At 36.3% G+C, this 26,970-nt stretch carries 21 protein-coding genes; 6 read left to right on the top strand and 15 right to left on the bottom strand.

The features are described 5' to 3' along the window. Nucleotides 1–12: 12 nt before the first annotated feature. The 11 genes from EHE21_RS15965 to EHE21_RS15915 form a co-directional block, all read right to left on the bottom strand. On the bottom strand, nucleotides 13–2,523 hold the full coding sequence (locus EHE21_RS15965; RefSeq protein ID WP_194951221.1) for a CS1-pili formation C-terminal domain-containing protein: 2,511 nt from the start codon (nucleotides 2,521–2,523) through the stop codon (nucleotides 13–15). A gap of 17 nt (nucleotides 2,524–2,540) precedes the next feature. Then, nucleotides 2,541–3,227 carry a hypothetical protein gene (locus tag EHE21_RS15960; protein ID WP_194951220.1) on the bottom strand — a complete coding sequence of 229 codons (687 nt, stop codon included), beginning with the start codon at nucleotides 3,225–3,227 and terminating at the stop codon, nucleotides 2,541–2,543. Between the two features lie 76 nt (nucleotides 3,228–3,303). Further along, nucleotides 3,304–3,897: a common pilus major fimbrillin subunit EcpA gene (gene ecpA / locus EHE21_RS15955; protein WP_194951219.1), complete on the bottom strand. Its 594-nt coding sequence runs from the start codon at nucleotides 3,895–3,897 to the stop codon at nucleotides 3,304–3,306. A gap of 1,058 nt (nucleotides 3,898–4,955) precedes the next feature. Beyond that, nucleotides 4,956–6,575, bottom strand: coding sequence for a fimbrial protein (locus EHE21_RS15950; protein WP_194951218.1), 1,620 nt, complete (start codon nucleotides 6,573–6,575; stop codon nucleotides 4,956–4,958). Nucleotides 6,576–6,586: 11 nt separating this feature from the next. Next, nucleotides 6,587–9,097 carry a CS1-pili formation C-terminal domain-containing protein gene (locus EHE21_RS15945; protein ID WP_194951217.1) on the bottom strand — a complete coding sequence of 837 codons (2,511 nt, stop codon included), beginning with the start codon at nucleotides 9,095–9,097 and terminating at the stop codon, nucleotides 6,587–6,589. A 17-nt stretch (nucleotides 9,098–9,114) separates the two neighbouring features. Beyond that, entirely contained in the window at nucleotides 9,115–9,801 is a 687-nt protein-coding gene (locus tag EHE21_RS15940; protein WP_194951216.1) for a hypothetical protein, read from the bottom strand. 63 nt (nucleotides 9,802–9,864) lie between these two features. Then, nucleotides 9,865–10,464, bottom strand: coding sequence for a common pilus major fimbrillin subunit EcpA (gene ecpA / locus EHE21_RS15935; protein WP_194951215.1), 600 nt, complete (start codon nucleotides 10,462–10,464; stop codon nucleotides 9,865–9,867). Nucleotides 10,465–11,413: 949 nt separating this feature from the next. Further along, the gene (dhaM, locus tag EHE21_RS15930; protein ID WP_194951214.1) at nucleotides 11,414–12,862 is read right to left on the bottom strand and encodes a dihydroxyacetone kinase phosphoryl donor subunit DhaM; all 1,449 of its coding nucleotides are present in this window, start codon (nucleotides 12,860–12,862) and stop codon (nucleotides 11,414–11,416) included. A gap of 41 nt (nucleotides 12,863–12,903) precedes the next feature. Beyond that, nucleotides 12,904–13,536 (bottom strand): dihydroxyacetone kinase subunit DhaL, encoded by a 633-nt coding sequence (dhaL, locus tag EHE21_RS15925; RefSeq protein WP_194951213.1) that lies wholly within the window; start codon nucleotides 13,534–13,536, stop codon nucleotides 12,904–12,906. 30 nt (nucleotides 13,537–13,566) lie between these two features. Continuing rightward, nucleotides 13,567–14,631: a dihydroxyacetone kinase subunit DhaK gene (gene dhaK / locus EHE21_RS15920; RefSeq protein ID WP_194951212.1), complete on the bottom strand. Its 1,065-nt coding sequence runs from the start codon at nucleotides 14,629–14,631 to the stop codon at nucleotides 13,567–13,569. Between the two features lie 273 nt (nucleotides 14,632–14,904). Beyond that, the gene (locus EHE21_RS15915; RefSeq protein ID WP_023582814.1) at nucleotides 14,905–15,165 is read right to left on the bottom strand and encodes an ogr/Delta-like zinc finger family protein; all 261 of its coding nucleotides are present in this window, start codon (nucleotides 15,163–15,165) and stop codon (nucleotides 14,905–14,907) included. A 578-nt stretch (nucleotides 15,166–15,743) separates the two neighbouring features. Here EHE21_RS15915 and EHE21_RS15910 point away from each other — a divergent pair. Further along, nucleotides 15,744–16,046 (top strand): phage holin family protein, encoded by a 303-nt coding sequence (locus EHE21_RS15910; RefSeq protein WP_109394151.1) that lies wholly within the window; start codon nucleotides 15,744–15,746, stop codon nucleotides 16,044–16,046. Nucleotides 16,047–16,120: 74 nt separating this feature from the next. Then, entirely contained in the window at nucleotides 16,121–16,318 is a 198-nt protein-coding gene (locus EHE21_RS15905; protein WP_165122375.1) for a hypothetical protein, read from the top strand. A gap of 26 nt (nucleotides 16,319–16,344) precedes the next feature. Here the strand turns inward: EHE21_RS15905 and EHE21_RS15900 are convergent, their stop codons facing one another. From EHE21_RS15900 to ecpA (EHE21_RS15885), 4 genes are all read right to left on the bottom strand, one after another. Next, a complete protein-coding gene (locus EHE21_RS15900; RefSeq protein ID WP_194951211.1) occupies nucleotides 16,345–17,916 on the bottom strand; it encodes a fimbrial protein in 1,572 nt (523 codons plus the stop codon). Between the two features lie 13 nt (nucleotides 17,917–17,929). Further along, entirely contained in the window at nucleotides 17,930–20,440 is a 2,511-nt protein-coding gene (locus tag EHE21_RS15895; RefSeq protein WP_194951210.1) for a CS1-pili formation C-terminal domain-containing protein, read from the bottom strand. Nucleotides 20,441–20,457: 17 nt separating this feature from the next. Beyond that, a complete protein-coding gene (locus EHE21_RS15890; RefSeq protein ID WP_194951209.1) occupies nucleotides 20,458–21,144 on the bottom strand; it encodes a hypothetical protein in 687 nt (228 codons plus the stop codon). 66 nt (nucleotides 21,145–21,210) lie between these two features. Further along, nucleotides 21,211–21,810 (bottom strand): common pilus major fimbrillin subunit EcpA, encoded by a 600-nt coding sequence (ecpA, locus tag EHE21_RS15885; protein ID WP_194951208.1) that lies wholly within the window; start codon nucleotides 21,808–21,810, stop codon nucleotides 21,211–21,213. Between the two features lie 1,613 nt (nucleotides 21,811–23,423). Here ecpA (EHE21_RS15885) and EHE21_RS15880 point away from each other — a divergent pair. The 4 genes from EHE21_RS15880 to EHE21_RS15865 are packed head-to-tail and all read left to right on the top strand — an operon-like array spanning nucleotide 23,424 to nucleotide 26,955. Beyond that, nucleotides 23,424–24,359, top strand: coding sequence for an ABC transporter permease (locus EHE21_RS15880; protein ID WP_088494600.1), 936 nt, complete (start codon nucleotides 23,424–23,426; stop codon nucleotides 24,357–24,359). Nucleotides 24,360–24,364: 5 nt separating this feature from the next. Then, a complete protein-coding gene (locus EHE21_RS15875) occupies nucleotides 24,365–25,225 on the top strand; it encodes an ABC transporter permease (protein WP_194951207.1) in 861 nt (286 codons plus the stop codon). 1 nt (nucleotide 25,226) lies between these two features. After that, entirely contained in the window at nucleotides 25,227–26,021 is a 795-nt protein-coding gene (locus EHE21_RS15870; RefSeq protein ID WP_194951206.1) for an ABC transporter ATP-binding protein, read from the top strand. A gap of 1 nt (nucleotide 26,022) precedes the next feature. Continuing rightward, nucleotides 26,023–26,955 (top strand): oligopeptide/dipeptide ABC transporter ATP-binding protein, encoded by a 933-nt coding sequence (locus tag EHE21_RS15865; RefSeq protein WP_194951205.1) that lies wholly within the window; start codon nucleotides 26,023–26,025, stop codon nucleotides 26,953–26,955. The last annotated feature ends 15 nt before the right edge of the window (nucleotides 26,956–26,970 follow it).

The raw sequence follows: 26,970 nt of genomic DNA, 5'->3' as shown, positions 1-26,970 counted from the left end.
TTTAAAGAGATCTTAATTCCGAATCGCTAAAGTAGTCTGCGGATCACAAATCACATCACCCACCCATAGCACACCACGTGCAGATGAAAGGTCTAATTCAGCTTCACAAATTTGTTTATCATCTTGTTGCAATGAAATGACCGGATAGAGCTTATCAACATCCATCGCAAATTGCCCTTGATGATCGGTTTGTGTGTGACCGATATGGTTACGTACCTGCGCACTGGCTAACAGAGTGCCATCGGGCGATTTCATTCGACCAAATACGGTGACCATCTGTTTTAACTCAGGCTGATGTACCGCAACGTTACCCGGATAAAGCACCACGTTTTTCACACGACCCGAAGCAATATCAAAGCTATCTTCACTGTTTTTATCATTCAGTAATTCGACTTTATAAGTACCGTAAGGAGAAAGCGGAATAAAGTTATTACCGCCCGATAACACAAAGCGCTGACCATTGACGTTGGCAGCAATTTGCCCTTCGCCATCAATACCGGTTTTGACAATTACCCCTGATGTTTCTTGTTTACCACTGGCGGAGAAATTCATATCGCTATAAGCCAATGAACCTCGTGCCGTTAATGTGGTATTTAAACGATCATTATTAGGGCGGCTCATACTTAACGTACCCGTACTGTATTTGGTATCGAACATACCGTAACCGCTAACAGAGAAATCACTGTCAGTACCGTCTTTATCATGTAACAGGGTGGATACAGATAAGCCTGCATTACTAATGGCTGAATTTTCAAAGCTTTTCGATGCTGAGAGTTCACCACGCACGTTACCATTGCTGGAAGAAACACCGGCACTTAACCATGTGGCTAATGGCAGTGAGAAATCTAGTGTGACGTATTTTTCGTTGGTACTGCTTTGATTGTCATAGTGATAGCGTTGGATACCAGTACGTAAACTCATACTGCCGTAACGCCCGTTATAGAGAGTAGTGGAATACTCAAAGTTGTTTGATTTGTTTTTATCGCGTAAATCTTTGGTATAGGAGTAGGTAAATGATCCTGCATATTCCCAAAATTGCGTTAAGTTCAGGGTAGTACCAAAAGAGTAGTTATCAGAGTCATACATCGGGAAGTCATCTTTGATATTCCCTTTCTCTTTATTTACCCAAAGTGAACCAAAGCCCTTAGGTAAAGCATAAGATGCCGTGATGATATTGCGATCACTACCATCATTAGCAAAAAGCGATTGCCAACTGGTTGATAGGTTCTCACTGAGTTGTAAATTAGCATTAGTTTCAAGGACGGCTAAATCATCAAATGCATAGGTTGAGGTTTGTAAATTTAATCCTGAGAACACCCCTAAAGTAACTGTTCCTGCGCCACCGACAAGCCAAGTGTTATCTGAGTTAGAGGTTTTATATTCATTATCTCTATTTTTAATGCGTTTTTTATAATCAACATAGCCGGAGAAGATTTCCCAACGAAACTCATTAAGTGTGGCACCACGCATATTAAAGGTTTTATTCACGGTTTGAGCTTGTTTGGCGTGAACTTTACCATCAATCACCACTTCAACTTCAACTTGATAAATACCAAAAGGCAGCGGAGCGGTATCAACTTCAAAGCTTCCCATTGGAAAACTTTGAATACTTAATAATTTACCTTCCCGATAAATACGCACTTCGCCTGCGCTAGGTAAGAAAACGGTAATCGGAGTGAGTGAGAGTTGTGAATGGTTAACTTTAGATGACGAGTTATTACCGTAAGTGATCCCGTAAACTTTACTACTATTAAGTGCCGACATTGATGCAATCGACTGTAAGTTCCATGTATTTAATAGACCAAAAGCAAAACGGCGACCATTAAAGTCACGTTCAAACATGGCACGATAAAAGTCAAAAGACTGCTCTGCGGTACCTAAGCCATAAGCCGTAGCACTCAGGTTTAAGTGGTTTTCGGCAAAGCTAACAATACTATCAACAGAAAAATAGCTGTTGGTATTATCTTTTTGATTTTTTAACTGATTATTATAAATACCCAAATCATAGGTTGTGACTGCTGACATATTTCTGACAGTAGATGCACCAAGCATTTCGGTACGAGCTTGAACTTGAGTGGCAAGACCTGACTCACTAACATCTAAAGTCATAATGAAGGAGTTTAAGTCAAAGACTAAGCTTGCATCAGGCGAAAGCGTGACTTTGCCTTGTTGCTCAATAGGCATGTCTTTTAATTCACCCAATGATTCGATAATTTTTTCATTGATAGAAGCAATGTGTGAATCATCATTATCATAGGTCGGTGTGACTGAACTAATAACCAGTTGATTACCTTTAAGTACAACCAGTGCATCTGCAATTTTATTACGATTTTGTTCTTCTAAAACTGATTGATTAGAGAGGTTATAACGCAGATAAACAGGAATAGTCATACCTTCTTCTAATGCAGTGGCAAAGACACTAGGAATAATATAATTACCAATCTTTAAACTGGTTGGTTGGCTATATGTATTCTCGGACAATAGGAACATAGCAATACCTAGTGCCACCACAGATTTACGCACAAGGAGTCCTTATGAAATTAATTCACAATAATAAAATCATCGTTATGCCAAACGCCGACAGTTGCTTTTTTGCTTTGAACATCGACTTGTTTTAATTTGACACCAAGGCCCGGCATGACGTAATAGCGTTCACTACAACGGTTATTTTCATTTCTTGTCACGGCATCAGGCATACAATCACCCGTTGCAACGGTACGGAATGAACTATTTCCCGTGTTGTAGACAATGCGAGCATTTTTATCAAAACGATAACTAAAATTTTCTTGACGAGGAGCAACGACTAAAATGGTGCTTATCATTGCGGATGTGGTCGCAGTTGCTGCCTTTTGATTTTGGGTTGCACCTGTTTCTGTGACCGGATCATCACGCCAAACTAAGCGGTAATAGCGCTCTTGATTATCACTAGGGCCTTTATAGAAAATCTTGAAATTTTCTTTGGTTTTACCGGGTAAGATTAAGTTTGCTGGCGAGATCAAAATCTCGTTATTAACTAAAGGGAGCACTTTTCCATCTTCTAAAGGCGATGAAATACGTTCAATAGATAACCCGACTAAACGAGCTTGCTCGACATTATTTTCAATTTCTTTGGCAAGAATAGTTTGGTCAGACTGCATTGTTTCAGTAATGGCACCGACATGAATAGCCGAAGCGAAATGGCTATAAAAAAACAAAGGACTCAAACACGTCAATATTATTTTTTTCATTACGAATCCTTTAGGGATGAGCGAAAATTCGCTCGCCCCTTATTTATTAAAAACCAGTTTGATGGCTTACGATGTTTTACTTGGTGAAGTCGCCTTCCCAAGTTGCAGTAAACTGAACTTTAACGTCACCATCCCAGTAACCGTCTGCTAAATCAGAGAATTTAGCATCAGCACCAGCTTGTTTTGCAGACGCAATATTGAAAGTGAATTGGCCTTGACCACTCACACGTTCTTTACCGTTGTAAGCGCCATTTTGAGCTAAGAAATCCAGACCTGCAGAAGTACCAGCTGCAACGTCAACCATAGTGGTATCTGTTGAGTTAGATAAGGCTACGCCATTCCATTTAACGCCGACTGTTAATTCGCTATCATCAGCAGCACGAGTTAATTTGTCAGTAACGATTTTTGAAGTCAGTTTAAAGTCAGTCGCTTTTTCTTGACCTTGGATAGTGATGTCGAACGCACCATCTTGAGTATTAAAGCCTTTAATACCTTCAGCATAGTTAAATACTAAAGATTTTAATGGAGTAACAACTAACATACTTTTAGTATCTTTAATTGCTTTTGCATCCCATGAAGCAACTGCGTTTGCTTTACGAGTGTCTGCTTGAGCAAGGGTAGTAGCACCCATAATAGCAACAGCAAGAACCGCCAATGTCAGCTTTTTCATACTATATCCTTTATTGATTATCTATATTAGATTGCTTTTTTATCTTTCTATTAATGAAAGAAATTTTATGCGTTTATCCATTTTCTGAATAAAAGAGTCCTTCTCTAAAATGCATCATTTAAATAAATGCTATTTTAAAGAATAATTCTTTTTGATTTTTTATTAATCAATAAAATATTGTCTTATTGTTTTTTAGGTATAATGAGTCCCTAATTGCTATTTAAAGAAATAACGATTTAAATAAGAGTTATTTTTTTATTGTTAATTAATTGTGGTGTTTTTATCTGAAATGGATATCTCCTAACCCTGTGTTTTATATCTGAATACTTATTATGTGAGTTAATTTAGACAACATACTAGTATAAGTTGATAAGAAAATTCTTATAGCATTTATTGTTTAAAAAATAAAAGTTAAAATATATTTATCTATTTAACCTTGTTTCACTCCTATAGGGAGTATGGCGATTTTTATCATAAGATTTATTTCTTATTTTTTGTTTTTCAAATTATATTTTATATTTTATATTTTACTTGTTTTGTATTTTAATTTGCATATCATCCAAAATAGATGTGAAAATTATAGTTTATATTTAAATAATGTTCTTTTTTAATTTAAAATTTCTTATCGTCTAGATAATGCGATATTTACACCTTTTACGTGTCAAAAAAGAAAGTTTTTTATTATTAAAGTTATATTAAGAGTTAAATTAAGAATAACTACTATCTTAATTTGATTGTCAGAATGGGCTTTTATGAGATGATTGTTTTTTTATAAAGCGGTCAGAATGAAATAAAAAAGTAAAATAATAGTTACATTATGTTATTATTTATTTTGTTATAAATGTTGATTTATTAAATAAGAATAAAACAAGTCTATATATGATTGTGTTTAAATGATTAATCATAAAAAGGAGCTTATTTTACTTTTTTAAAATTGCTTTTTAATAATAGTAATAAATCTCGTTATAATGCTGTTATTCTAGATTGAATAATGTAGGGTTAAAAATAAAACGGGTATAAACACTAAATTTATACCCGTAGATTGAGCGGCCTGACTTTTAGTAAATATCAGTACCAGACCATTCGGCAAAGACATTGACATAACCGCTGGCTTCAACGACACCAATCCAGTCTTCACCTTCCATTGAGAAAAGAGATGTACTTTCATTCATAGGAAAGGTGAGTTGTAAATCAGTGCGATAGAAATTACCTTCTAACTGATAAGGATAAGGCCATGTGGTCTCCGTCCATAATGCCTCTTTAATGGAGATAGGCACGTTATCGCAAGCTGTACGCGTTTTTACTTTTGAGCCACCCTCATCGGTATACGTTAAATAGGCTGAAAAAGGTACATTGATTTTTTTATCTTTAGAGCTAAATAAGCAATAAGATTGTCCACGAATTGTGGTTTGAGGCCCTTCAACGGCGGCAGTAATTTTATTGGCTTGGCGAAATGCACTGGTGGTAACAATATAGTCAAAGGTTAGTGGTGGCTCTTTATCGCCGACTTTCCCTTCTCTATAAGGATTGTTTACCAGTTCTTTAGAGACAATACTAATGCCATAATCACGGGGTTTTATAATAAGAGTATTGGAAGGCGTAAATTCATAATAGCCAGATTGCGGAGCTACGCTATTTTTAAATAAAAACGTAAACATATTTTGGCTAGAGGATAGATCAATATGATTATCAATAAGTTTCTTTAGAAATTGATTAGACATAAATATATATATTTTATTATTACTTTTACCAAGTAGATCTGATAATCTTAAATAATTAGAGATAGATGTTGTATTACTATCGTATTTTTGCCAAGTGTTACTTCCATTACCAATTAATAAATCATCCCTAGAAATAAGCTTATTATCCATAATTATAGACGATACGTTAACCCGAATTCCTAGCTTATTACCGAACTCTTCAATACTGCCTTGAAAATCATATTCACCTAATGCACACATGATACCATTATTTTTATTAACTATAGTTACTTCACAAAACTTAGAGCCTAATCCTAAAATAGGATTACCATTGCTATCAATAAATATTTCTTGCAGCGCATTTGTAGATTTTAATTTCATATGTGCAATTTTAGTTGCTGTGAGATCTAGATTCTCAGTTTTCCCTCCAACATCTTGGCATGTTTGATTATTATTAATGTCATAATCTTTTGTTGTATAACATGTATAGAGATGGAAAGTATCACTGCTATTGATGCTTTTATTTTTTAAATATTCATAAAATGATTCTGAGAATGCGGGTCTGACATATTGAGATTCCCTAACAGTTCTTTCTTGATATAAATGATAAAAGCCATCTTTTTTGATAACGTCGGGTGCAAGGAATGAATCAGGGCAGCCATTACCGACCATGCATCGGTTACCTATATAAGGATAATTTACAGGGGAGTTCTCTAGCCAAACATCCATATATATTTTAGATCTAGGGGTAATTTTCATTTCATTTTTTCCCATATATCCAATACTAATATTATTAGTAGCATATTTAGATAATTTACTAGGACCAGTAAAACGGTAATCTAGATCGACCGATGTGATAAAGTATTCATTATCAACATTATTCTCTATTACCATATACCAGTTTTCTGTGGATTTACTTAATGAACTGAAAGAAAGAGTCATTAGAACTGAAAAAATAAAAAAGCGGACAATAGACATTATTATTCCTTTTAATCTCGACTCGCCAACGTAGTTTGTGGATCACAAATCACATCACCCACCCATAGCACACCGCGAGCTGACGACAGATCTAATTCAGCTTCACAAATTTGTTTATCATCTTGTTGTAATGAAATCACTGGATAACGTTTATCAACATCCATCGCAAACTGCCCTTGGGTATCGGTTTGAGTTCGCCCGATATGGTTACGTACCTGAGCACTGGCTAACAATGTGCCATCAGGCGATTTCATTCGACCAAACACGGTGACCATCTGTTTTAACTCAGGTTGATGCACTGCAACGTTACCCGGATAAAGCACCACGTTTTTCACCCGACCCGAAGCAATATCAAAGCTGTCTTCACTGTTTTTATCATTCAGCAATTCGACTTTATATTCGGCATAAGGAGAGAGCGGAATAAAGTTATTACTACCCGATAACACAAAGCGTTGACCATTGACGTTGGCGGCAATTTGTCCTTCACCATCAATACCAGTTTTGACAATCACGCCCGATGTTTCTTGTTTACCACTGGCGGAGAAATTCATATCACTATAAGCCAGTGAGCCTCGCGCCGTTAAGGTGGTATTTAAACGATCATTATTAGGGCGACTCATGGTTAATGTACCGGTGCTGTATTTAGTATCAAACGAGCCGTAACCACTGACAGAGAAATCACTGTCAGTACCGTCTTTATCATGTAATAGGGTGGACACGGATAAGCCTGCGTTACGGATAGCAGAATCTTCAAAGCTTTTTGACGCAGATAACTCACCACGCACATTACCATTGCTGGAAGAAACACCCGCACTAAGCCATGTTGCCAGTGGTAATGAAAAATCTAAGGTAATGTATTTTTCGTTGGTACTGTTTTGGTTATCGTAGTGATAACGCTGGATACCAGTACGCAAGCTCATACTGCCATAACGCCCGTTATAGAGTGAGGTGGAATACTCAAAGTTGTTTGATTTGTTTTTATCGCGTAAATCTTTGGTGTAGGAATAGGTAAATGATCCTGCATATTCCCAAAATTGCGTTAAGTTCAGCGTAGTACCAAAAGAGTAGTTATCAGAGTCATACATCGGGAAATCATCTTTGATATTCCCTTTCTCTTTATTTACCCAAAGCGAGCCCAAACCTTTTGGTAGTGAATAAGATGCTGTAATGATATTGCGATCACTGCCATCGTTAGCAAAAAGCGATTGCCAGCTGGTTGATAGATTTTCACTGAGTTGTAAATTGGCATTAGTTTCAAGGACGGCTAAATCATCAAATGCATAGGTTGACGCTTGTAAATTTAACCCGGAGAAAACCCCTAAAGTGACAGTACCAGCACCACCCACTAGCCAAGTATTATCAGAGTTGGATGTTTTATAACCATTGTCTCTGTTTTTGATGCGTTTTTTATAATCTACATAGCCTGAGAATATTTCCCAACGAAATTGGTTTAAGGTCGCTCCTCGCATATTGAAGGTTTTATTCACGGTTTGAGTTTGTTTGGCGTGAACTTTACCATCAATAACAACTTCAACTTCAACTTGATAAATACCAAAAGGCAGCGGAGCGGTATCGACTTCAAAGCTTCCCATTGGGAAATTTTGAATACTTAATAGCTTACCTTCACGATAAATGCGCACTTCACCTGCACTGGGTAAAAAGACCGTAATGGGTGTTAGAGAAAGTTGAGAATGGCTTACTTTAGACGATGAGTTATTACCGTAAGTAACACCATAAACTTTACTGCTATTGAGTGCTGACATGGAAGCAATAGATTGTAAGTTCCATGTATTTAATAGACCAAAAGCAAGACGGCGACCATTAAAGTCACGTTCAAACATGGCACGATAAAAGTCAAAAGATTGCTCTGCGGTGCCTAAGCCATATGCAGTGGCGCTTAAATTCAAATGGTTTTCAGCAAAACTCCAAATACTATCGATTGAAAAATAACTGTTGGTGTTATCTTTTTGCTGTTTCATTTGATTGTTGTAGACACCTAAATCATAGGTTGTGACTGCTGATATATTTCTGACTGTTGATTCACCAAGCATTTCTGAACGGGCTTTAACTTGTGTGGCAAGACCTGCCTCGCTGACATCCAAGGTCATAATGAAGGAGTTTAAATCAAACACAAGACTAGCATCAGGTGAAAGCGTGACTTTGCCTTGTTGCCCAATTTGTGCATCTTTCAATGAGATAAGTGAATTAATAATTTTGTCATTAATAGAAGCAACTTGAGAATCGTCACGATCGTAAGTTGGTGTGATAGAGCTAATAACAATTTGATGGTCTTTAAGTACTACCAGCGCATCTGCAATCTTATTACGGCTTTGTTCTTCTAATACAGATTGATTAGAAAGGTTATAACGCAGATAAACAGGGATCGTCATGCCTTCTTCTAATGCAGTAGCAAAGACACTGGGAATAATATAATTACCAATCTTTAAACTGGTTGGTTGGCTATATGTATTCTCGGACAATAGGAACATAGCAATGCCTAGTGCCACTACAGATTTACGCACAAGGAGTCCTTATTAAATTAATTTATAATAATAAAATCATCGTTATGCCAAATACCGACAGTTGATTTTTTGCTTTGAACATCGACTTGCTTTAATTTGACACCAAGGCCCGGCATGACGTAATAGCGTTCACTACAACGATTATTTTCATTTTTTGTCACGGCATCAGGCATACAATCGCCCGTGGCGACAGTACGGAATGAGCTATTCCCCATGTTATAAACAATACGAGTGCTTTTATCGAAACGGTAACTGAAATTTTCTTGACGTGGCGCGACAACTAAGATGGTGCTTATCATTGCGGATGTGGTCGCAGTTGCTGCTTTTGCGCTCTGTGTTGATCCAGTTTCAGTCACGGGATCATCACGCCAAACTAAGCGATAATAGCGCTCTTGATTATCACTAGGACCTTTATAGAAAATCTTGAAATTTTCTTTGGTTTTACCGGGTAAAATTAAGTTTGCTGGTGAGATCAAAATCTCATTATTAACTAAAGGGATCACTTTTCCATCTTCTAAAGGCGATGAAATTCGCTCAATAGATAATCCAACTAACCGTGCTTGCTCGACATTATTTTCAATTTCTTTTGCAAGAATAGTTTGATTTGACGGCATTGTTTCAGTAATGGCACCGACATGGATGGCTGCTGCAAATTGGCTATAAAAAAATAAAGGACTCAAACACGTCAATATTATTTTTTTCATTACAGATCCTTGAGGGAGAGCGAAAATTCGCTCACCCTAATTTATTAAAATAAACTTTATGGCTTATGGACCTTTGGTGAAGTCGCCTTCCCAAGTTGCAGTAAATTGAACTTTAACGTCACCATCCCAGTAACCGTCTGCTAAATCAGAGAATTGAGCATCAGTACCAGCGATTTTTGCAGAAGCAATATTGAACGTGAATTGGCTTTGGCCGCTTACACGCTCTTTACCGTTGTAAGCACCGTCTTGAGCTAAGAAATCAAGACCAGCCGTTGCACCTGTTGCAACGTCAACCATGGTGGTGTCTGTTGAGCTAGTTAAGTCAGTACCATTCCATTTAACACCAACAGTTAATTCACTGTTATCAGAAGTACGTACTAATTTATCGGTGATGATTTTTGAAGTCAGTTTAAAGTCAGTGGCATTTTCTTGACCTTGAATAGTGATATCGAACGCACCATCTTGAGAGTTAAATGCTTTAATACCTTCTGCATAATAGAAAGTTAAAGATTTTAATGGTGTAACAACTAACATACTTTTAGTATCTTTGTATGCTTTCGCATCCCATGAAGCAACAGCACTTGCTTTACGAGTATCAGCTTGAGCAAGAGTTGTTGCACCCATAATAGCAACAGCGAGAACAGCCAATGTCAGCTTTTTCATAAAATATCCTTTAATGATTATCTATAATAGATCGCTTTTATCTTTCTATTAATGAAAGAAACTAAATATATTGATGTGTTTTTTTAAATAAAAGAATTTCTCTTTAAATAATTTCAATGAAATATTTAAAGAATAACTCTTTTATTGATTTTCTTCAGGTTGGTTGTTATTTATTCTTTTTATTAAACCTCCAAAAATAAAAATAATTTACATTTTTGTTTATAAGTAATTAATAGATGAGAATTATTTAATATATTTTAATTTGTAAAATTAAATATAAATATAATTAAATTTTTCATATGGCACTAATCTAAACAATATAGAAAAATAAATTGATGAGAAAATTCCTATAAGTGTTATTCCTTAATTTAAATTCATTAGATTAATTAATGTATTTTGTGTTTATATTCGATTTTTTGTGTTATTTTTTTATTTTTGATTAATTTTTATTATGTTTTTCTATTTTTTGTTATGGTTATTATTTGGAATTTTTAGTTTTTTTTGAATGATTTTATTCTATAATGGATTGTATTTTTTATTTTATATTGATAATTTGCTTATATTTGGATTATAGTTCTTGTGGTGGTTTTAAATTTAAACATTTACTCACCATAAGGGTAAATTTTATTTTCAATCTATAAAATAGGCATGTTTTTTATAAATTAAAAAAATAAATCATCTAATTTTGATTTATATTTTTATATAGAGTGCAATATAATTATTTGATATTAATTATTTCATTGTAAATATATTGTCATTAAAAGATGGGGTGTCTTTTTTTGAATGTATTAAAATGATTGATTCTAAAGTTAAGTAATTAAGGTGAAATTAATATTTTAATAAATCATTGATTTATTTTATATACGGTATTAATTGTGATAGCGTTTTTCGTTGACTTACCCGCACATGACTGTGCGGGTTTTTTTATACGATTAATATGAAAAGAGGTTTATAACGTTATTGGTTCAATAACTAATTCACCCTTATTTGTATCTAATTTTAGCTTTTGAGATTCAGCAACTTTTAATAACGCAGGCCCTAAATTGACTAACATTGGTAAGCGCATTTCCGCCGCGATAATCGCACTGTGAGAGCGACTATCACCTTTTGCTAAAGCAATACCAACTAATTGGCTATCAACCAATTGAATTAAAGTCGAAGGAAAAAGCTCTTTTGCGACCAAAATAGCCGGTTGTGAAGGGGTGAAGCTTGGACGCGTTTTATCTTGTAAATGATAAAGCACCTGATTACGTAGATCACGAAGATCGAGTTCACGCGCACGTAAATAAGGATCGGTGAGGGCGCAATACAGTTGTGTTCTTTCTTGCATTTCATCTGACCAACTTTGTTGGGCACTGATCTTCTCTTCTTTAATGCGTTCAATCACACTCGTTATTAACTCATCATCATCTAACATCATGATATGGCCATTAAAAATAGCACCAATATGCTCACCTAATTTTTGGCTCGCTTTATTGGCAGTCTGTTTTAGTGCTTTTAGCGTCTCTTTTATTGCGAAATTAAGTTTGCCAACTTGAGCGCCAATATCAATCGGTTCAGATAAGTTTTCTATCGGTGATAGCTCTATTTCATGCCAAATAAAAGCAGGGGCTTTAATTTGAGACACTGGGGCTAAAATACCCTTTAATGTGATGGTATTAGAATCAGAAGGCAGCTCTTCACCAAAGCCATTTTTAGCAAGTTCAAGAAAAGCGGCAATCGCTTCATCTTCTTGCTCACCAGAGGCAATTAGCGTTATCTCATCACCTTGGCGAATTTGTATTAATGAAAGCTGATTTAAGCTGAGAGGATTAATACGTCTATCCCCTTTAACTAGTTGGTAATCTGCCTGAAAAGCAGAAAGTACCTCAACTAAAGTAGCAGCCGGTCTTACGTGTAATCCATGAGGATTACGAACAACCCAACTTGCCTCTTTGCCGTGAATTTTGACAGGGGCATTAATATCATTTTTAGGCTGAACGAAATTTTCACCCAGCTGAATTTTCTTTGGATATAAAGAATTTGAAGCTTCTTCAATCACTTTCTCTAATGACGCTCCTGACGATGCGGCGACAACCGCAGCAAGAGTGCCTTCAACTAAGGGTGCAGAGCAGAGGGTGACTTTTTCAGCGAGCTCTGGATCAAGTAACTCAATCGCAGTTTCTGCACTTAATATTGCACTGCCTAAATCCATCATCACAACAATAGATTGTGCTTGAGAAAGTGATTCTATCGCCGTCATAATTTTAACGGCATCAGTACCAATCGCATGTTCTTCATCGTTGATACCTGCGGCAACGGCAAGTTGGCAATGAGCTGGATTAAGCATCTGACTGGCAAGCTCTGCCACACCATCAGCGAGATGTTTACTATGAGAAACAATAACAATATTTATCATGGTAGACCTTTATTGGTTGCTTGTATTGGTTTCTTGGTCAGTTATGCATTAATGCTATTTGCAAGGGCTTGTATCATCAGTACCACAGAAGCACTGCCGGGATCTTTATGTCCGATACTGCGCTCACCTAAGTAGCTTGCTCGTCCTTTTCGAGCTTGCATCGGGATAGTATTTTCAGCGGCTTTTTCAGCGGCAATTTGCGCTTGGTTGAGGGCTTCTTTAATAGAAAGATCCTGTTCATTAGATTGCTTTAATGACTCAACCACAGGCCACCAAACATCACACATGGTTTTGTCATTTGGCTCTGCTTTTCCTCGACTTACAATGCCTTCTACACCTTCTGTTACCATTTCAACGAGTTGATTAAGTTCTAGATTTTGCAATGAAGCTGTGGGTTTAGCTGCACGAATAAAGAAGGTGCCAAATAGAGGACCACTTGCGCCACCAATATTTGAGAGCAATGTCATGCCTGTGGTTTTAAGGATGGTACCAATATCTTGTCCTTCAAATTCAGGTAATTTTTCCTGCACTTTTCTAAAGCCACGGTTCATATTTAAACCGTGGTCAGCATCACCAATTTCACGATCTAAATCCGTTAAATAATCACTATTTTGTTCAAACAGCAGTGCGCATTGTTGTAACCAAAGAATAATTTGAGCGTGAGTTAAAGCCATTTTTTGTTCCTTTTTCTTGTTATTAAAGACTTATTTCACCATCGCAGGTGTATTCACTGGGGCATCCCATAAGGTCAATAATTCGTTATCCACTTTTAATAACGTAATGGAGATCCCTGACATATCGAGCGAAGTACAATAAGAACCAATTAAAGAACGTTCGATGGTTAAGCCAAATTTTTCACAACATTGGGTTAAACGGTTATAAACACCATAAAGCTCAGATTGTGGTGTGGCACCTAAGTTATTAACTAAAACAATGACGCGATCGCCAGATTTTAAAGGCTGTTTTTCTTGATTTTCATCGATCCAAGTGCCGTTTTCACGATCCCAATTGCGGATCACGCGTTGATAGTGACCATTTTCAATTAAGGTATTAAACATGGCATCGACGGTATCATTCAGGGAAGTAAATTTACGACGATCAATACCCGGTTCACCGTGAATACCGACACCAAACTCCATTTCATTTTCAGGTAAAGTAAAAGAGGGTTTCCCTGCTGCTGGAACCGTACAGGCTTCTAAGGCAATACCGATAGAAAAACCATTGTTATTAATGTGATGACCTAATTTAACCAGTTCATCAAGAGAGTCGCCTCTTTCAGCTGCCGCACCCAGTAGCTTTTCGATTAACACGGTATTGGCAACACCACGGCGTCCTGCGGTATATAAGCTATCTTTTACTGCCACATCATCATCAACTAATATCGTTGCGATTTTCACACCATCGTCATGAAGCAGTTCTGTTGCTGTTTCAAAATTCAGCACATCACCGGTGTAGTTTTTCACGATCATTAAAACACCTTCACCGCTATCAATGGCTTTGGCGCAGTCATACATTTTATCAGGTGTTGGTGACGTAAATATTTCACCCGGACATGCACCGTCAAGCATTCCTTTACCCACAAAACCTGCATGCATCGGTTCATGTCCGCTACCACCGCCGGACAATAGAGCAACTTTACCTTTTACTGGAGCATCTTTTCGCGTGACATAAAAAGAGGAGGGATGAAGTTTGATTTCAGGATGGGCTTTTGCAAAGCCTTGTAGTTGTTCAGATAACACATCATCAACTCGATTAATCAGCTTTTTCATCTTAAATGCTCCATTTGAAATTTGTGTTTAGTCTTCAAACCAGAAATAGGGTTTCTGGTTTGGGTGGCTGACAAATTATTTATTAAAGGATTGGCAAACACGGCATCAATAAGCGGTGTTTGTTTTATTTAAAACATAAGAATTATTTTTATTTAGCTTAAAAATGAATCTACATCATTTGTCTTTCTATAAGAATAGGTTAGTCAAATAACCTGTCAGAATGGGAGCAAGATCATAAAAATAAATGAAAAAAAGAGTGTCTATTGGTGATGGTTACATACCTTGCAAAAGAGTGAGTGCCTTCTCTCTCTGTTCTGGAGAAAGGTTTTTAATCACATCTAATAACAAGGTATCTTTGTTTTTTGCACTTGGCATAAGGGTATGACTAAACGTGAGGTTTAAAACAAAGGTATGCCCGCATTCAGGATCACGACAAGCACAATAGAGATCGGATAACTCTTTGTGTTTACGATTACTTTTCTTTATAAGCGCTTTTTCACCGCACTCAGGACAAAAAATAGTTAAGACACGCATATCGCTTTTCTCTTTGCTAAAGGCTATCAGATAGCTTCTATATTAGCTGAAATTTGTATTATAACCAGCCTATTTATTGTTTTTTTATATAAATTTTTGTTTTAAGGCTATTTAAAGATGCTTAAAACAAGTTTGTTTGTTTTAATTGATATGAATAGTTCGGTTATTGACGGATAAGCCTTGATAACCGACGTTAACCGAACAAACTTACTAGCCTGAAATACAAACTTTGTAGATAATAGCTTCACGTTAAATGATACGGAGATAAGCAAGATATTGAATTTATTGTTTATTCTTTTTGTTGATTTTCAGTGTAAGTAAAAAGCAATAGACAAGGATGTCTATTACAAGTTAACAAGGAAGTTAGCAGTAATATAACTGAATCGCCTGTTGTTTACCGCAAATGGATGTTGCGCGTAGTTGAAATAAAAGGAACTTACGTTATCTCAATCGGGAATTTATTCAGTTACACAGGGTCGTGGCTTACTGCTAATTCTTTACAGATTATCTGATGAATGTTGGGAGGTGAGGGTTCTTTTTACGGTTAAAGAGAGTGTAATCAGAGATGAGGTGTATTCATGGATGAATATGACAGCACATTGATATCGTTAGTAATAGTGGGCGCTTTTATTGCATTAGGGAAGATGCTCGTTGCGAATGAAACCATTACATTAAGATTGTTTATCGGCAAAATTATTTTAGGCTCTGCGGTTTCTGTTGTTGCTGGCGCACTGCTTATTTTATGGCCTGGAATTGATTCTGTCGCAGTAATGGGAATAGGCTCAGCGCTCGGTATTGTGGGTTATCAGTTAGTCGAAATCTGGTTACGTAAACGAGGTAATCAATTTTTTTCAGGGAAAGAAAAAGATGATACCAAGTAAAAAGTGCAACACGTTTTCATCATAATAAAAGTCGATAAAGTCAGTTTTGTCTCGAATGACTAAGGAGTTAGGTCATGTTCAACACACAAGCGTTATATGCATGGATTGCACTACTGGCGTTTAGTTTGGGTTGGATTGCTCAAGGATGGCATCGAGACAATATAGCGTTAGAACAACGGATGTTAATAACGCAAATCGAAGATCAAGCAAACATGGATGCTTGTCTTGATCTTCAACTTTTTGTTTATGTATTAGAGGAAAATTATCCCTAATATAAAAGAGGAGATGCTTATTTTACTTAATGAATGTCAGTTCCTGACCATTCTGCAAAGACATTAACATAGCCCTGAGCCTCTACGACACCAATCCAGTCTTCACCTTCCATTGAGAAAAGAGAAGCACTTTCATTCATAGGAAAGGTTAATTGTAAATCGGTACGATAGAAATTGCCTTCTAACTGATAAGGATAAGGCCATGTGGTTTTTGTCCATAATGCTTCTTTTATGGAGATAGGCACATTATCGCAAGCAGTGCGGTTTTTTACTTTTGAGCCACCTTCATCGGTATACGTTAAATAGGCTGAAAAAGGCACATTGATTTTTTTATCTTTAGAACTAAATAAGCAGTAAGACTGACCTCGGATTGTTGTTTTCGGTCCTTCAACGGCGGCAGTAATTTTATTTGCTTGGCGAAATGCACTGGTGGTTACAATATAGTCAAAGGTTAGCGGTGGCTCTTTATCGCCCACTTTTCCTTCTCTATGAGGATTGTTGACTAATTCTTTAGAAACAATACTAATGCCATAATCGCGAGGCTTGATAATAATTGTATTTGATGGTGTAAATTCATAGAACCCTGATTGAGGTACCGCAGTATTGGTAAAGCTAAAGGTAAATAAATCTTGGCTCTTAGAGAGATCAACATTGTTTTTAATTAATTTTTTAAAAAAACTTTTTGTAAAATGAACATAAACGCCACCATTACCAGGAGTGATTAAATAAGAAGCAATGGTTGGTGATGAATAATAATATTTGGTTGAAGTAGGTGTTTGAGAGAGATAAATATCCGTTATGGTTGGTGTAAATGATAATGCGGTCGTATCGACTTTCATCGCCAGTCTCATAACATTTAAGCTTTCGCCTTTTAGCTCATAATCGACCATCTTGCAGACAACATTATCGCCCACAATTTCACAAAATTTAGAGCCTAAGCCTAATACGGCATTACCTTCACTATCGACAAAAATCTCTTGTAACGCATTGGTTGATTTTAGTCTTATATGCCCTTTTTTGGTAATCGCAAAACTTTGCTCATCTACTTTACCGTTTACAGAACGACATGTTTGGCCTAATGCCGGGTTGTAATCATTTTTGGTATAGCAGAAAAAATAATTAAAATTTTCTGTACTACCAACAGGTAAGTTTTGCATATATTGATAAAAAGAATCAGAAAATATCGCTCTAGGAATACCCGCTTCACCGCCATGAGTATTCATATAAGCACGATACATTCCGTTACTTAAAACTTGCTCTGGTCTTTGTATACCATCAGAAGGGCAATCTCTATAGGTTCGCCAGCAACGGTTACCAATAAATGGCATTTTAATTGGAGAGTTTTCTAACCAAATATCAAAGTAATTGTAGAGAGGAACAACACCTGTATATCCCATATAACCTAAACTAAGTTGGTCACTACTATATTTGGTAAAAACGTTAGCACCACTAAAACGGGGGTCCGTTTTTTGTGGGGTAATAAAATATTCGTTATCAATATTGTTTTCAATAAAAACAATATCATTGGTGTAGGTTACTGCATTACATGTGAATGTAGTAAAAAGGGCAAGTATTAATAATAGGTAATGTTTGAACATTATATGCTTTCCTTTAATTCCTGTTTACCAATGTAGTTTGCGGATCACAAATCACATCACCTACCCACAGCACACCCCGAGCTGACGACAGATCTAATTCAGCTTCACAAATTTGTTTATCATCTTGTTGTAATGAAATCACTGGATAACGTTTATCGACATCCATCGCAAACTGCCCTTGGGTATCGGTTTGAGTACGCCCGATATGGTTACGTACTTGTGCACTGGCTAACAGCGTGCCATCAGGTGATTTCATTCGACCAAATACGGTGACCATCTGTTTTAACTCAGGCTGATGTACTGCAACGTTACCCGGATAAAGCACCACGTTTTTCACACGGCCTGAGGCGATATCAAAACTATCTTCACTGTTTTTATCATTCAGCAATTCGACTTTATATTCGGAATAAGGGGAAAGCGGAATAAAGTTATTACTACCCGATAATACAAAGCGCTGACCATTGACGTTAGCGGCAATTTGTCCTTCACCATCAATCCCAGTTTTGACAATCACGCCCGATGTTTCTTGTTTACCACTGGCGGAGAAATTCATATCACTATAAGCCAATGAACCTCGTGCCGTTAATGTGGTATTTAAACGATCATTATTAGGGCGACTCATGGTTAACGTACCGGTACTGTATTTGGTATCAAACGAGCCATAACCACTGACAGAGAAATCACTGTCAGTACCATCTTTATCATGTAACAAAGTGGACATGGATAAACCTGCATTACGAATAGCGGAATCTTCAAAGCTTTTTGATGCAGATAACTCGCCCCGTAGATTACCATTGCTGGAAGAAACACCTGCACTAAGCCATGTTGCTAACGGCAGTGAGAAATCTAAGGTGATATATTTTTCGTTGGTACTGTTTTGGTTATCGTAGTGATAGCGTTGAACACCAGTACGCAAACTCATACTGCCATAACGACCTGTATAAAGTGTAGTTGCATATTCAAAACTGTTAGACTTATTTTTATCTCTTAAATCTTTAGTGTGAGAATAAGTAAATGAGCCTGCATATTCCCAAAATTGAGAGAAATTCAGGGTAGTACCAAAAGAGTAGTTATCAGAGTCATACATAGGAAAATCATCTTTGATATTTCCTTTTTCTCGGTTGACCCATAATGCACCAATCCCTTTAGGCAAGGAGTAATTAGCAGTAAAAATATTACGGTTACTACCATCTTTAGCAATTAATGCCTGCCAACTGGTTGAGAGTGTGTCCGTTAATTGTAAATTACTATTGGTTTCTAATACGGCAAGATTATCAAAAGCATAAGCAGAACCTTGTAGGTTCAAGCCTGAAAATACACCTAATGTAATCGCACCTGCGCCACCAACTAAGATCGTATTATCGCCACTGGTTGTACGATATTCGTTATTATTATTTTTGATACGCTTTTTGTAATCTACATATCCTGAATATAATTCCCAACGGAATTGGTTTAAGGTTGCGCCTTTCATATTGTAAGATTTATTGACAGTTTGGCGCTGCTTAGAGCGAACTTGACCATCAATCACTACTTCGACATCGACTTCATAAATACCAAAAGGAAGTGGTGCGGTATCCACTTCAAAGCTCCCCATTGGGAAATTTTGAATACTTAATAATTTTCCATCGCGATAAATGCGCACTTCACCGGCACTTGGCAAAAAGACCGTAATGGGTGTTAGAGAAAGTTGAGAATGGCTTACTTTAGACGATGAGTTATTACCGTAAGTAACACCATAAACTTTACTGCTGTTAAGTGCTGACATGGAAGCAATAGATTGTAAGTTCCATGTATTTAATAGACCAAAAGCAAGACGGCGACCATTAAAGTCACGTTCAAACATGGCACGATAAAAGTCAAAAGATTGCTCTGCGGTGCCTAAGCCATATGCAGTGGCGCTTAAGTTCAAATGGTTTTCAGCAAAACTCCAAATACTGTCGATTGAAAAATAACTGTTGGTGTTATCTTTTTGCTGTTTCATTTGATTGTTATAGACACCTAAATCATAGGTGGTAACGGAGGAAATATTATCAACGGTTGATTTTCCTAACATTTCCGAACGGGCTTTAACTTGAGTGGCAAGGCCTGCTTCATTAACATCTAACGACATAATAAAGGTACTTAAATCAAAATTAAGCGTAGCATCTGGGGAAAGCACTATCTTATTATTTTGATCAAAGGGTTTATCTTTAAGTTCGTTTAATGATTGGAGGAGTTGCTCATTGATAGAGGCAACTTGTGCATCACCTTCATCGAGTGTTGGAGTCACTGAGTTAATCGTAATTTTATTGTCTTTAAGTACCACTAGTGCATCGGCAATTTTATTACGGCTTTGTTCTTCTAATACAGATTGATTAGAGAGGTTATAACGTAGATAAACAGGGATCGTCATGCCTTCTTCTAACGCAGTTACGAAGACACTAGGAATGATGTAGTTACCCATCTTTAAACTAGACGATTGGCTAAATGCACTTCCAGATAAAAGGCATAAAGCGATACCTAGAGCTATCCCTGATTTACGCACAATGAATCCTTATTAAATTAATTTATAATAATAAAATCATCGTTATGCCAAATACCGACAGTTGCTCTTTTGCTTTGAACATCGACTTGTTTTAACTTAACACCAAGGCCTGGCATGACGTAATAGCGTTCACTACAACGATTATTTTCATTTTTTGTCACGGCATCAGGCATACAATCGCCCGTGGCGACAGTACGGAATGAGCTATTCCCCGTGTTGTAAACAATACGAGTGCTTTTATCGAAACGGTAACTGAAGTTTTCTTGACGTGGGGCGACGACTAAAATGGTGCTTATCATTGCTGATGTGGTCGCAGTTGCTGCTTTTGCGCTCTGTGTTGATCCGGTTTCAGTCACGGGATCATCACGCCAAACTAAGCGATAATAGCGTTCTTGATTATCACTAGGACCTTTATAAAAAATCTTGAAATTTTCTTTGGTTTTTCCGGGTAAAATTAAGTTTGCTGGTGAGATCAAAATCTCATTATTAACTAAAGGGATCACTTTTCCATCTTCTAAAGGCGATGAAATACGCTCAATAGATAATCCGACTAACCGAGCTTGCTCAACGTTATTTTCGATTTCTTTGGCAAGAATAGTTTGATCAGACTGCATTGTTTCAGTAATAGCGCCGACATGGATGGCTGCTGCAAATTGGCTATAAAAAACCAAAGGACTCAAACACGCTAATATTATTTTTTTCATCGTGGATCCTTGAGGGAGAGCGAAAATTCGCTCATCCCGTATTTATTAAAATACTGACTTTGTAACTTATGGTGCTTTAGTGAAGTCGCCTTCCCAAGTTGCAGTAAACTGAACTTTAACGTCGCCATCCCAGTAACCGTCTGCTAAATCAGAGAATTGAGCATCAGTACCTGCGATTTTTGCGGAAGCGATATTAAAAGTGAATTGGCTTTGACCGCTTACACGTTCTTTACCGTTGTAAGCACCGTCTTGAGCTAAGAAATCCAGACCTGCAGTTGTACCAGCAGCAACGTCAACCATGGTGGTTTCTGTTGAGCTAGTTAAGTCAGTACCATTCCATTTAACACCAACAGTTAATTCGCTGTTATCAGAAGCACGTACTAATTTATCGGTGATGATTTTTGAAGTCAGTTTAAAGTCAGTGGCTTTTTCTTGACCTTGGATAGTGATATCGAACGCACCATCTTGAGAGTTAAATGCTTTAATACCTTCTGCATAATAGAAAGTTAAAGATTTTAATGGTGTAACAACTAACATACTTTTAGTATCTTTGTATGCTTTCGCATCCCATGAAGCAACAGCACTTGCTTTACGAGTATCAGCTTGAGCAAGAGTTGTTGTACCCATAATAGCAACTGCAAGAACGGCTAATGTCAGCTTTTTCATAAAATATCCTTCGTAGATTAATTCTTATTACATAATGTTTTTAAATAACAGATATTATTTAAAAATGATCTGTTATTCAGTTATTTAGGCTTTAGTAAAAATACTTATTTAAAATGAATTTTAAATAGACTCATTTTAAATAAAATATATTTTTGAAATGGAAAACTGATTGTTTGAATTTTTGAATGTCAATTCTCTTTATGCTTTTAGTCAATATATTCAAATATGCGAAAAAGAGATAAAGCTAAAATAAGTGCATTTATTCTTTTTTGGATTATTTGTTTTATTTACCAATTTGTCTTGAGGTCAATTCTACAATTTAAAACTTTTATGGGGATAGGATTAATCTCATAGGATTTTCTGCTGCAAAATAAAAATATTAGTGTTTTTAAACTTTATCTCAATTTTTATACGCGTAAATCGAGTTTTTTATCGTTATTAAGTAAAGATAACTTAAGTATTTATGATTACTTATCACTATATAAAAAATTTTATTTATTCTCTTTTTGTTTTTTTTTGTTTTGTAAGGTAATTTTTAGAAATATAAGTCCACTAACTTAGTCTTTTTTGGATTTATTTTGGTGTTTTGTTTGTTTTGTGATGAGTTTCTAATTAACAGATAAACTTTATTATTGGGAGTATCTAAAAATGATTAGTGAATATTGATCTAAATTAATATATGACTGTTACTACAAATAATTCTTATTTAAATAGAGATAAAACTAATAAGAATTCTATTTCTATTCTTAGTTGGATAATAACTTTATAATGTAAATAAAAAGTAAATCAATAATGAAATATTTGTTTTTTGCTCAAAGTGAATATGATTGAAAATAACTATCATAAAATAGCGATGTGACTAAACTGCTCTCTTATGCAATTTAATATAAACAGGGTATTTATAATGATGTGGCGAAGTACTTACTTAAAAAAGAGATAATCAATCAAATAACGGTTTCGACAGAATTTGATAATGTTTGTCTTTTGCAACAGAGCAGCGGAGCGCCAACTTTCTCTGTTTTACATCTAATCGAAAAGAGTATGTAGGGTATTAACAATCAACATGGTTGAGGGAATAAAGATGGATTTCGATATCAGTTATGTTAATACGATTTTTGTTTTGACCTATTAATAATAGAAAATGTGAAGTTGAAATCGATTATTTAGAGACATTTTTTGTTTTTTAATAAGAGTTCAATAATGAAATAATAAATTAAATATTCTATTTGAGCTTTTTTATTTATAAGTGTTTTTAATGTGTTTTCATCTCTATTTTTTATTAATTTGTATCTTTTCGCCAAATTACTCTTTTTTCTAAAAGATGATTTTCATCTTCTTTTTTTGTTTTTTAACTTATTGATTTTAATCTATATAAACAAAATCCAAATAAACTGTTATTATTTCTAAAATTCCAAATATAATTTTGTTTATAACTGTTTTAAAAATATAAATATTTATCTTTAGAATATATATAAAATAAAAAAGTTATTTTTTATTTAGCTAAAGAAATTGAATAAATAACGTGTTATATCAATAGTTCATCAAAGATTAATCTCTATAATTTGGCTTTAAGTTATTAGACGCCAACTTTATCATTATAATAAATCATCAAAATGAACTTTAAACGCTTTATTTTTAAACGACTTATCCAAGTTGTTCCTATGCTTATTATTGTCAGCATTTTGGCATTTATATTAAGCCATATTTCAGCGGGTGATATTGCTGAAATTACCTTACGAAGCAAGGGGATCATTCCAACACCTGACAGTATTGCCGCGGTGAGAACAGAGCTTGGATTAGATAGACCTCTGTATATCCAGTATTTAAGTTGGCTGGCACACACCTTACAAGGTGATTTTGGTACTTCGATTCAATCTGGTTTACCTGTTAGCCAAGAAATTATGGATAGATTTCCTGCAACGTTAAAACTGGCGTTGGTTTCTACGTTATTTGCCATCATTTTATGTGTCCCTATCGCGTTAGTTTCTGTGCGTTTTAAAGATACACCGATTGACCACGGCATTCGTTTTTTAACCACGGTTGCTGCGACCTTACCTGATTTTTGTCTCGGATTATTATTACTGTATATCTTTGCGATCCAATTGCATCTTGCGCCAGTGATTGCAGGCGACAGTATGCAAAATATTCTCTTACCTGCTTTAACGCTCAGTGCAGGGTATGCCGCCATGTATACCCGTATTTTACGTAACAACTTAATTGAAGTGAGTTATACCGATTATATTCGAGCGGCTAGAGCAAGAGGATTAGGTAAAACAGCAGCCCTTTTTCGTCATGGTTTAAAAAATGCCGTTTTGCCTTGTATTACGTTAATTGGCGTGAATTTTGGTAAGTTGTTAGGCGGGCAATTTGCTTGTGAAACCATTTTTTCATGGAATGGTATTGGCAAATTTGCCGTAGATAGTATTCGCCTTAAAGATTTGCCTGTTATTCAAGGATATATCGTTGTTGTGGCGGTAACCTACATTGTTATTAACCTTTTGATAGACGTGTTGTATGTGTTTATCGATCCTAAAATAATGATGGAGTGATAACCATGCAGCCGAATTTTTTGCAGCGATTTTTACAACAACGTTTAGCAATGACTGGCGTGGTGATCATCCTCTTTCTCATTATTTTGGGTGTTTTTGCTCCTTATTTAGCCCCTCATGATCCTTATTTGACTAACGTTAAATTAAAACTGATGAGTGCTAGCGTTGATTATCCATTAGGAACGGATCAACTAGGCCGTTGTGTCTTTTCACGCTTAATTTATGGGGTCCGCACCAGCCTTTCGACAGCGGTACTTGCCACTGCATTAATGCTTAGTATTGGTATTCCATTGGGAATTTTAGCGGGATATGTAGGAGGCAAAACCGATAACTTGATTATGCGTCTTGTTGATATCGCATCAACATTTCCATCCAGTTTATTGGCATTGGCGGCGATTGGGATCACAGGTCCCAGTTTAATGACGATCCTATTGGTATTTATTACCCTTTGGTGGGCACCTTTTGCCCGTATTATTCGTGGCTCTGTTATTGCATTAAAAGAGAAAGATTTTATTCAAGCGGCTATCTCTGTCGGTTCACCTCATCGCCGTATTATATTTCATCACATTATTCCTAATGCCATGTCATCTATTATTGTTCTCGCCACATTACGTATTGCGGCGGTTATTACGCACGTTGCGGCATTTTCATTTATCGGTTTAGGCTCACAACCACCTATTGCAGATTGGGGAGTGATGCTCAGTGATAGCCGACAATATATGACGCAATATCCGATGATGATTATCTATCCTGCACTTGCCATTATGCTGTCAGTGTGGGCGCTAAATATGATTGGTGAAGGATTAAATGATGTCTTACAAAACAACGCTAAAGCCTTAGATTTAAAAAAACAGGAGGAGATTTAAGATGTGCTCTAAACCTGTTTTATCCGTCAAAGGGCTGACGACCGTTTTCCAACAACAAAAAAGTGAGTTTGTAGCGGTAAATAATATCGATCTTGATCTCTATGCCGGAAAAATAACGGCATTAATTGGAGGATCGGGAAGTGGTAAATCAGCTACGGCACTCTCTTTAATGAATTTAGTGGATAAGCCCGGAAAGGTTGTTTCGGGTGAAATAACGTTATCTGGTGAAGTGATTTCAAATAAAAGCGAAAGGCAGTGGCGAAATATTCGCGGGCAGAAAATTGCCATGATTTTCCAAGAGCCAAGAAGTGCATTAAATCCAACCATCAAAATAGAAAAGCATTTTGCCGAATCACTATCCCCTTTATGGCGAAAAAAATCGAAAACAGAAAAGCGACAACGATATAAAGATATTTTATCTCGCCTTGGATTAAGCCATGCAGATGAGTTGTTAAATAAGTACCCATTTGAGTTAAGTGGCGGTATGTGTCAGCGCATTATGGTAGGTATGGGGTTGTTATCAGAGGCGCAAGTTGTTATCGCTGACGAACCGACAGCGTCTTTAGATCTCACAACGCAAGCGGCTATTTTATATGAAATTGATCGTTTGAAATCATTGGGGATCGCCATTTTGTTGATCACGCACGATCTGGGTATTGTGGCGCAAATGGCAGACAACGTTTATGTGATGTATCAGGGCAATATTGTGAGTTCGGGAAGTGTGACTCAACTTTTTGATGAGCCTCAACATGAATATACCCAGCGTTTATTTTCAACAATAAAGCAGGGGAAATAAGATGCCATTAGTCGAAGTCAAAAACCTGTCTAAATATTATAAAAAAAATGGTGTCACAACCTGTGCGGTTGCCAATGCCTCATTTTGTATTTATCGAGGCGAAACGTTAGGTGTTGTTGGGGAATCTGGATGTGGGAAAACCACGCTTGGCAAATTATTACTGAAATTAGAACAAAGTGATGAGGGCGTTATTACGTTTTCAAAACAGGCGATCACAGATTTTAGTTTTAAACAGATGCGCCAAATTCGCCAAAATATGCAGATGATCTTTCAAGCCAGTGCAGATGCTTTTAATCCTTATTTTACCGTAGAACAAATTATTGCTGAGCCATTAATTAATTATAAACACCTTACTCGCCAAGCGCGTCAGCAACTAATCAGTAAAACATTAGAGTTAGTCGGTTTAGATAGCTCTTTTTTATCAAGACATTCTGATGCGTTATCCGGTGGACAAAAACAACGGATTGGTATTGCAAGAGCACTCGTGCTTGAGCCTGAATTTGTGGTGTGTGATGAGATTGTTTCGAGTATTGATTTTGCTTTAAAACAGCAAATCCTTACGTTAATTAATACCCTTAAAAAGACATTACAACTGACCTATCTGTTTATTTCTCATGATATCTCCGCGGTTAACTTTGTCAGTGACCGTATTATTGTGATGTATCTTGGTCATATTGTTGAAGTTATTCCTAAAATGGATAACCGTGTTCAACACCCATATAGCCAAACTTTATTATCTGCCGTATTACCGACTCATCCTTCACAACGCACGCCTTTTAAACAACAAATCTACACTGATGCACCTAAAACACTCACAGGGTGCCCTTATTACCATCGTTGTGTAAATCGACAAGATATCTGTAAGCAACAAACACCCTCTTTGATAGAAATTGCATCTGATCATTGGGTTGCATGTCATCAAATAATCAATTGATAACAATAAGATAGA

This window comes from Proteus sp. GOKU (genome assembly GCF_015475555.1).
GTDB classification, from domain to species: Bacteria; Pseudomonadota; Gammaproteobacteria; order Enterobacterales; family Enterobacteriaceae; genus Proteus; species Proteus mirabilis_B.
Note: the sequence above shows the minus strand (reverse complement) of the source record. Positions and strands in the feature narration are given on the sequence as shown.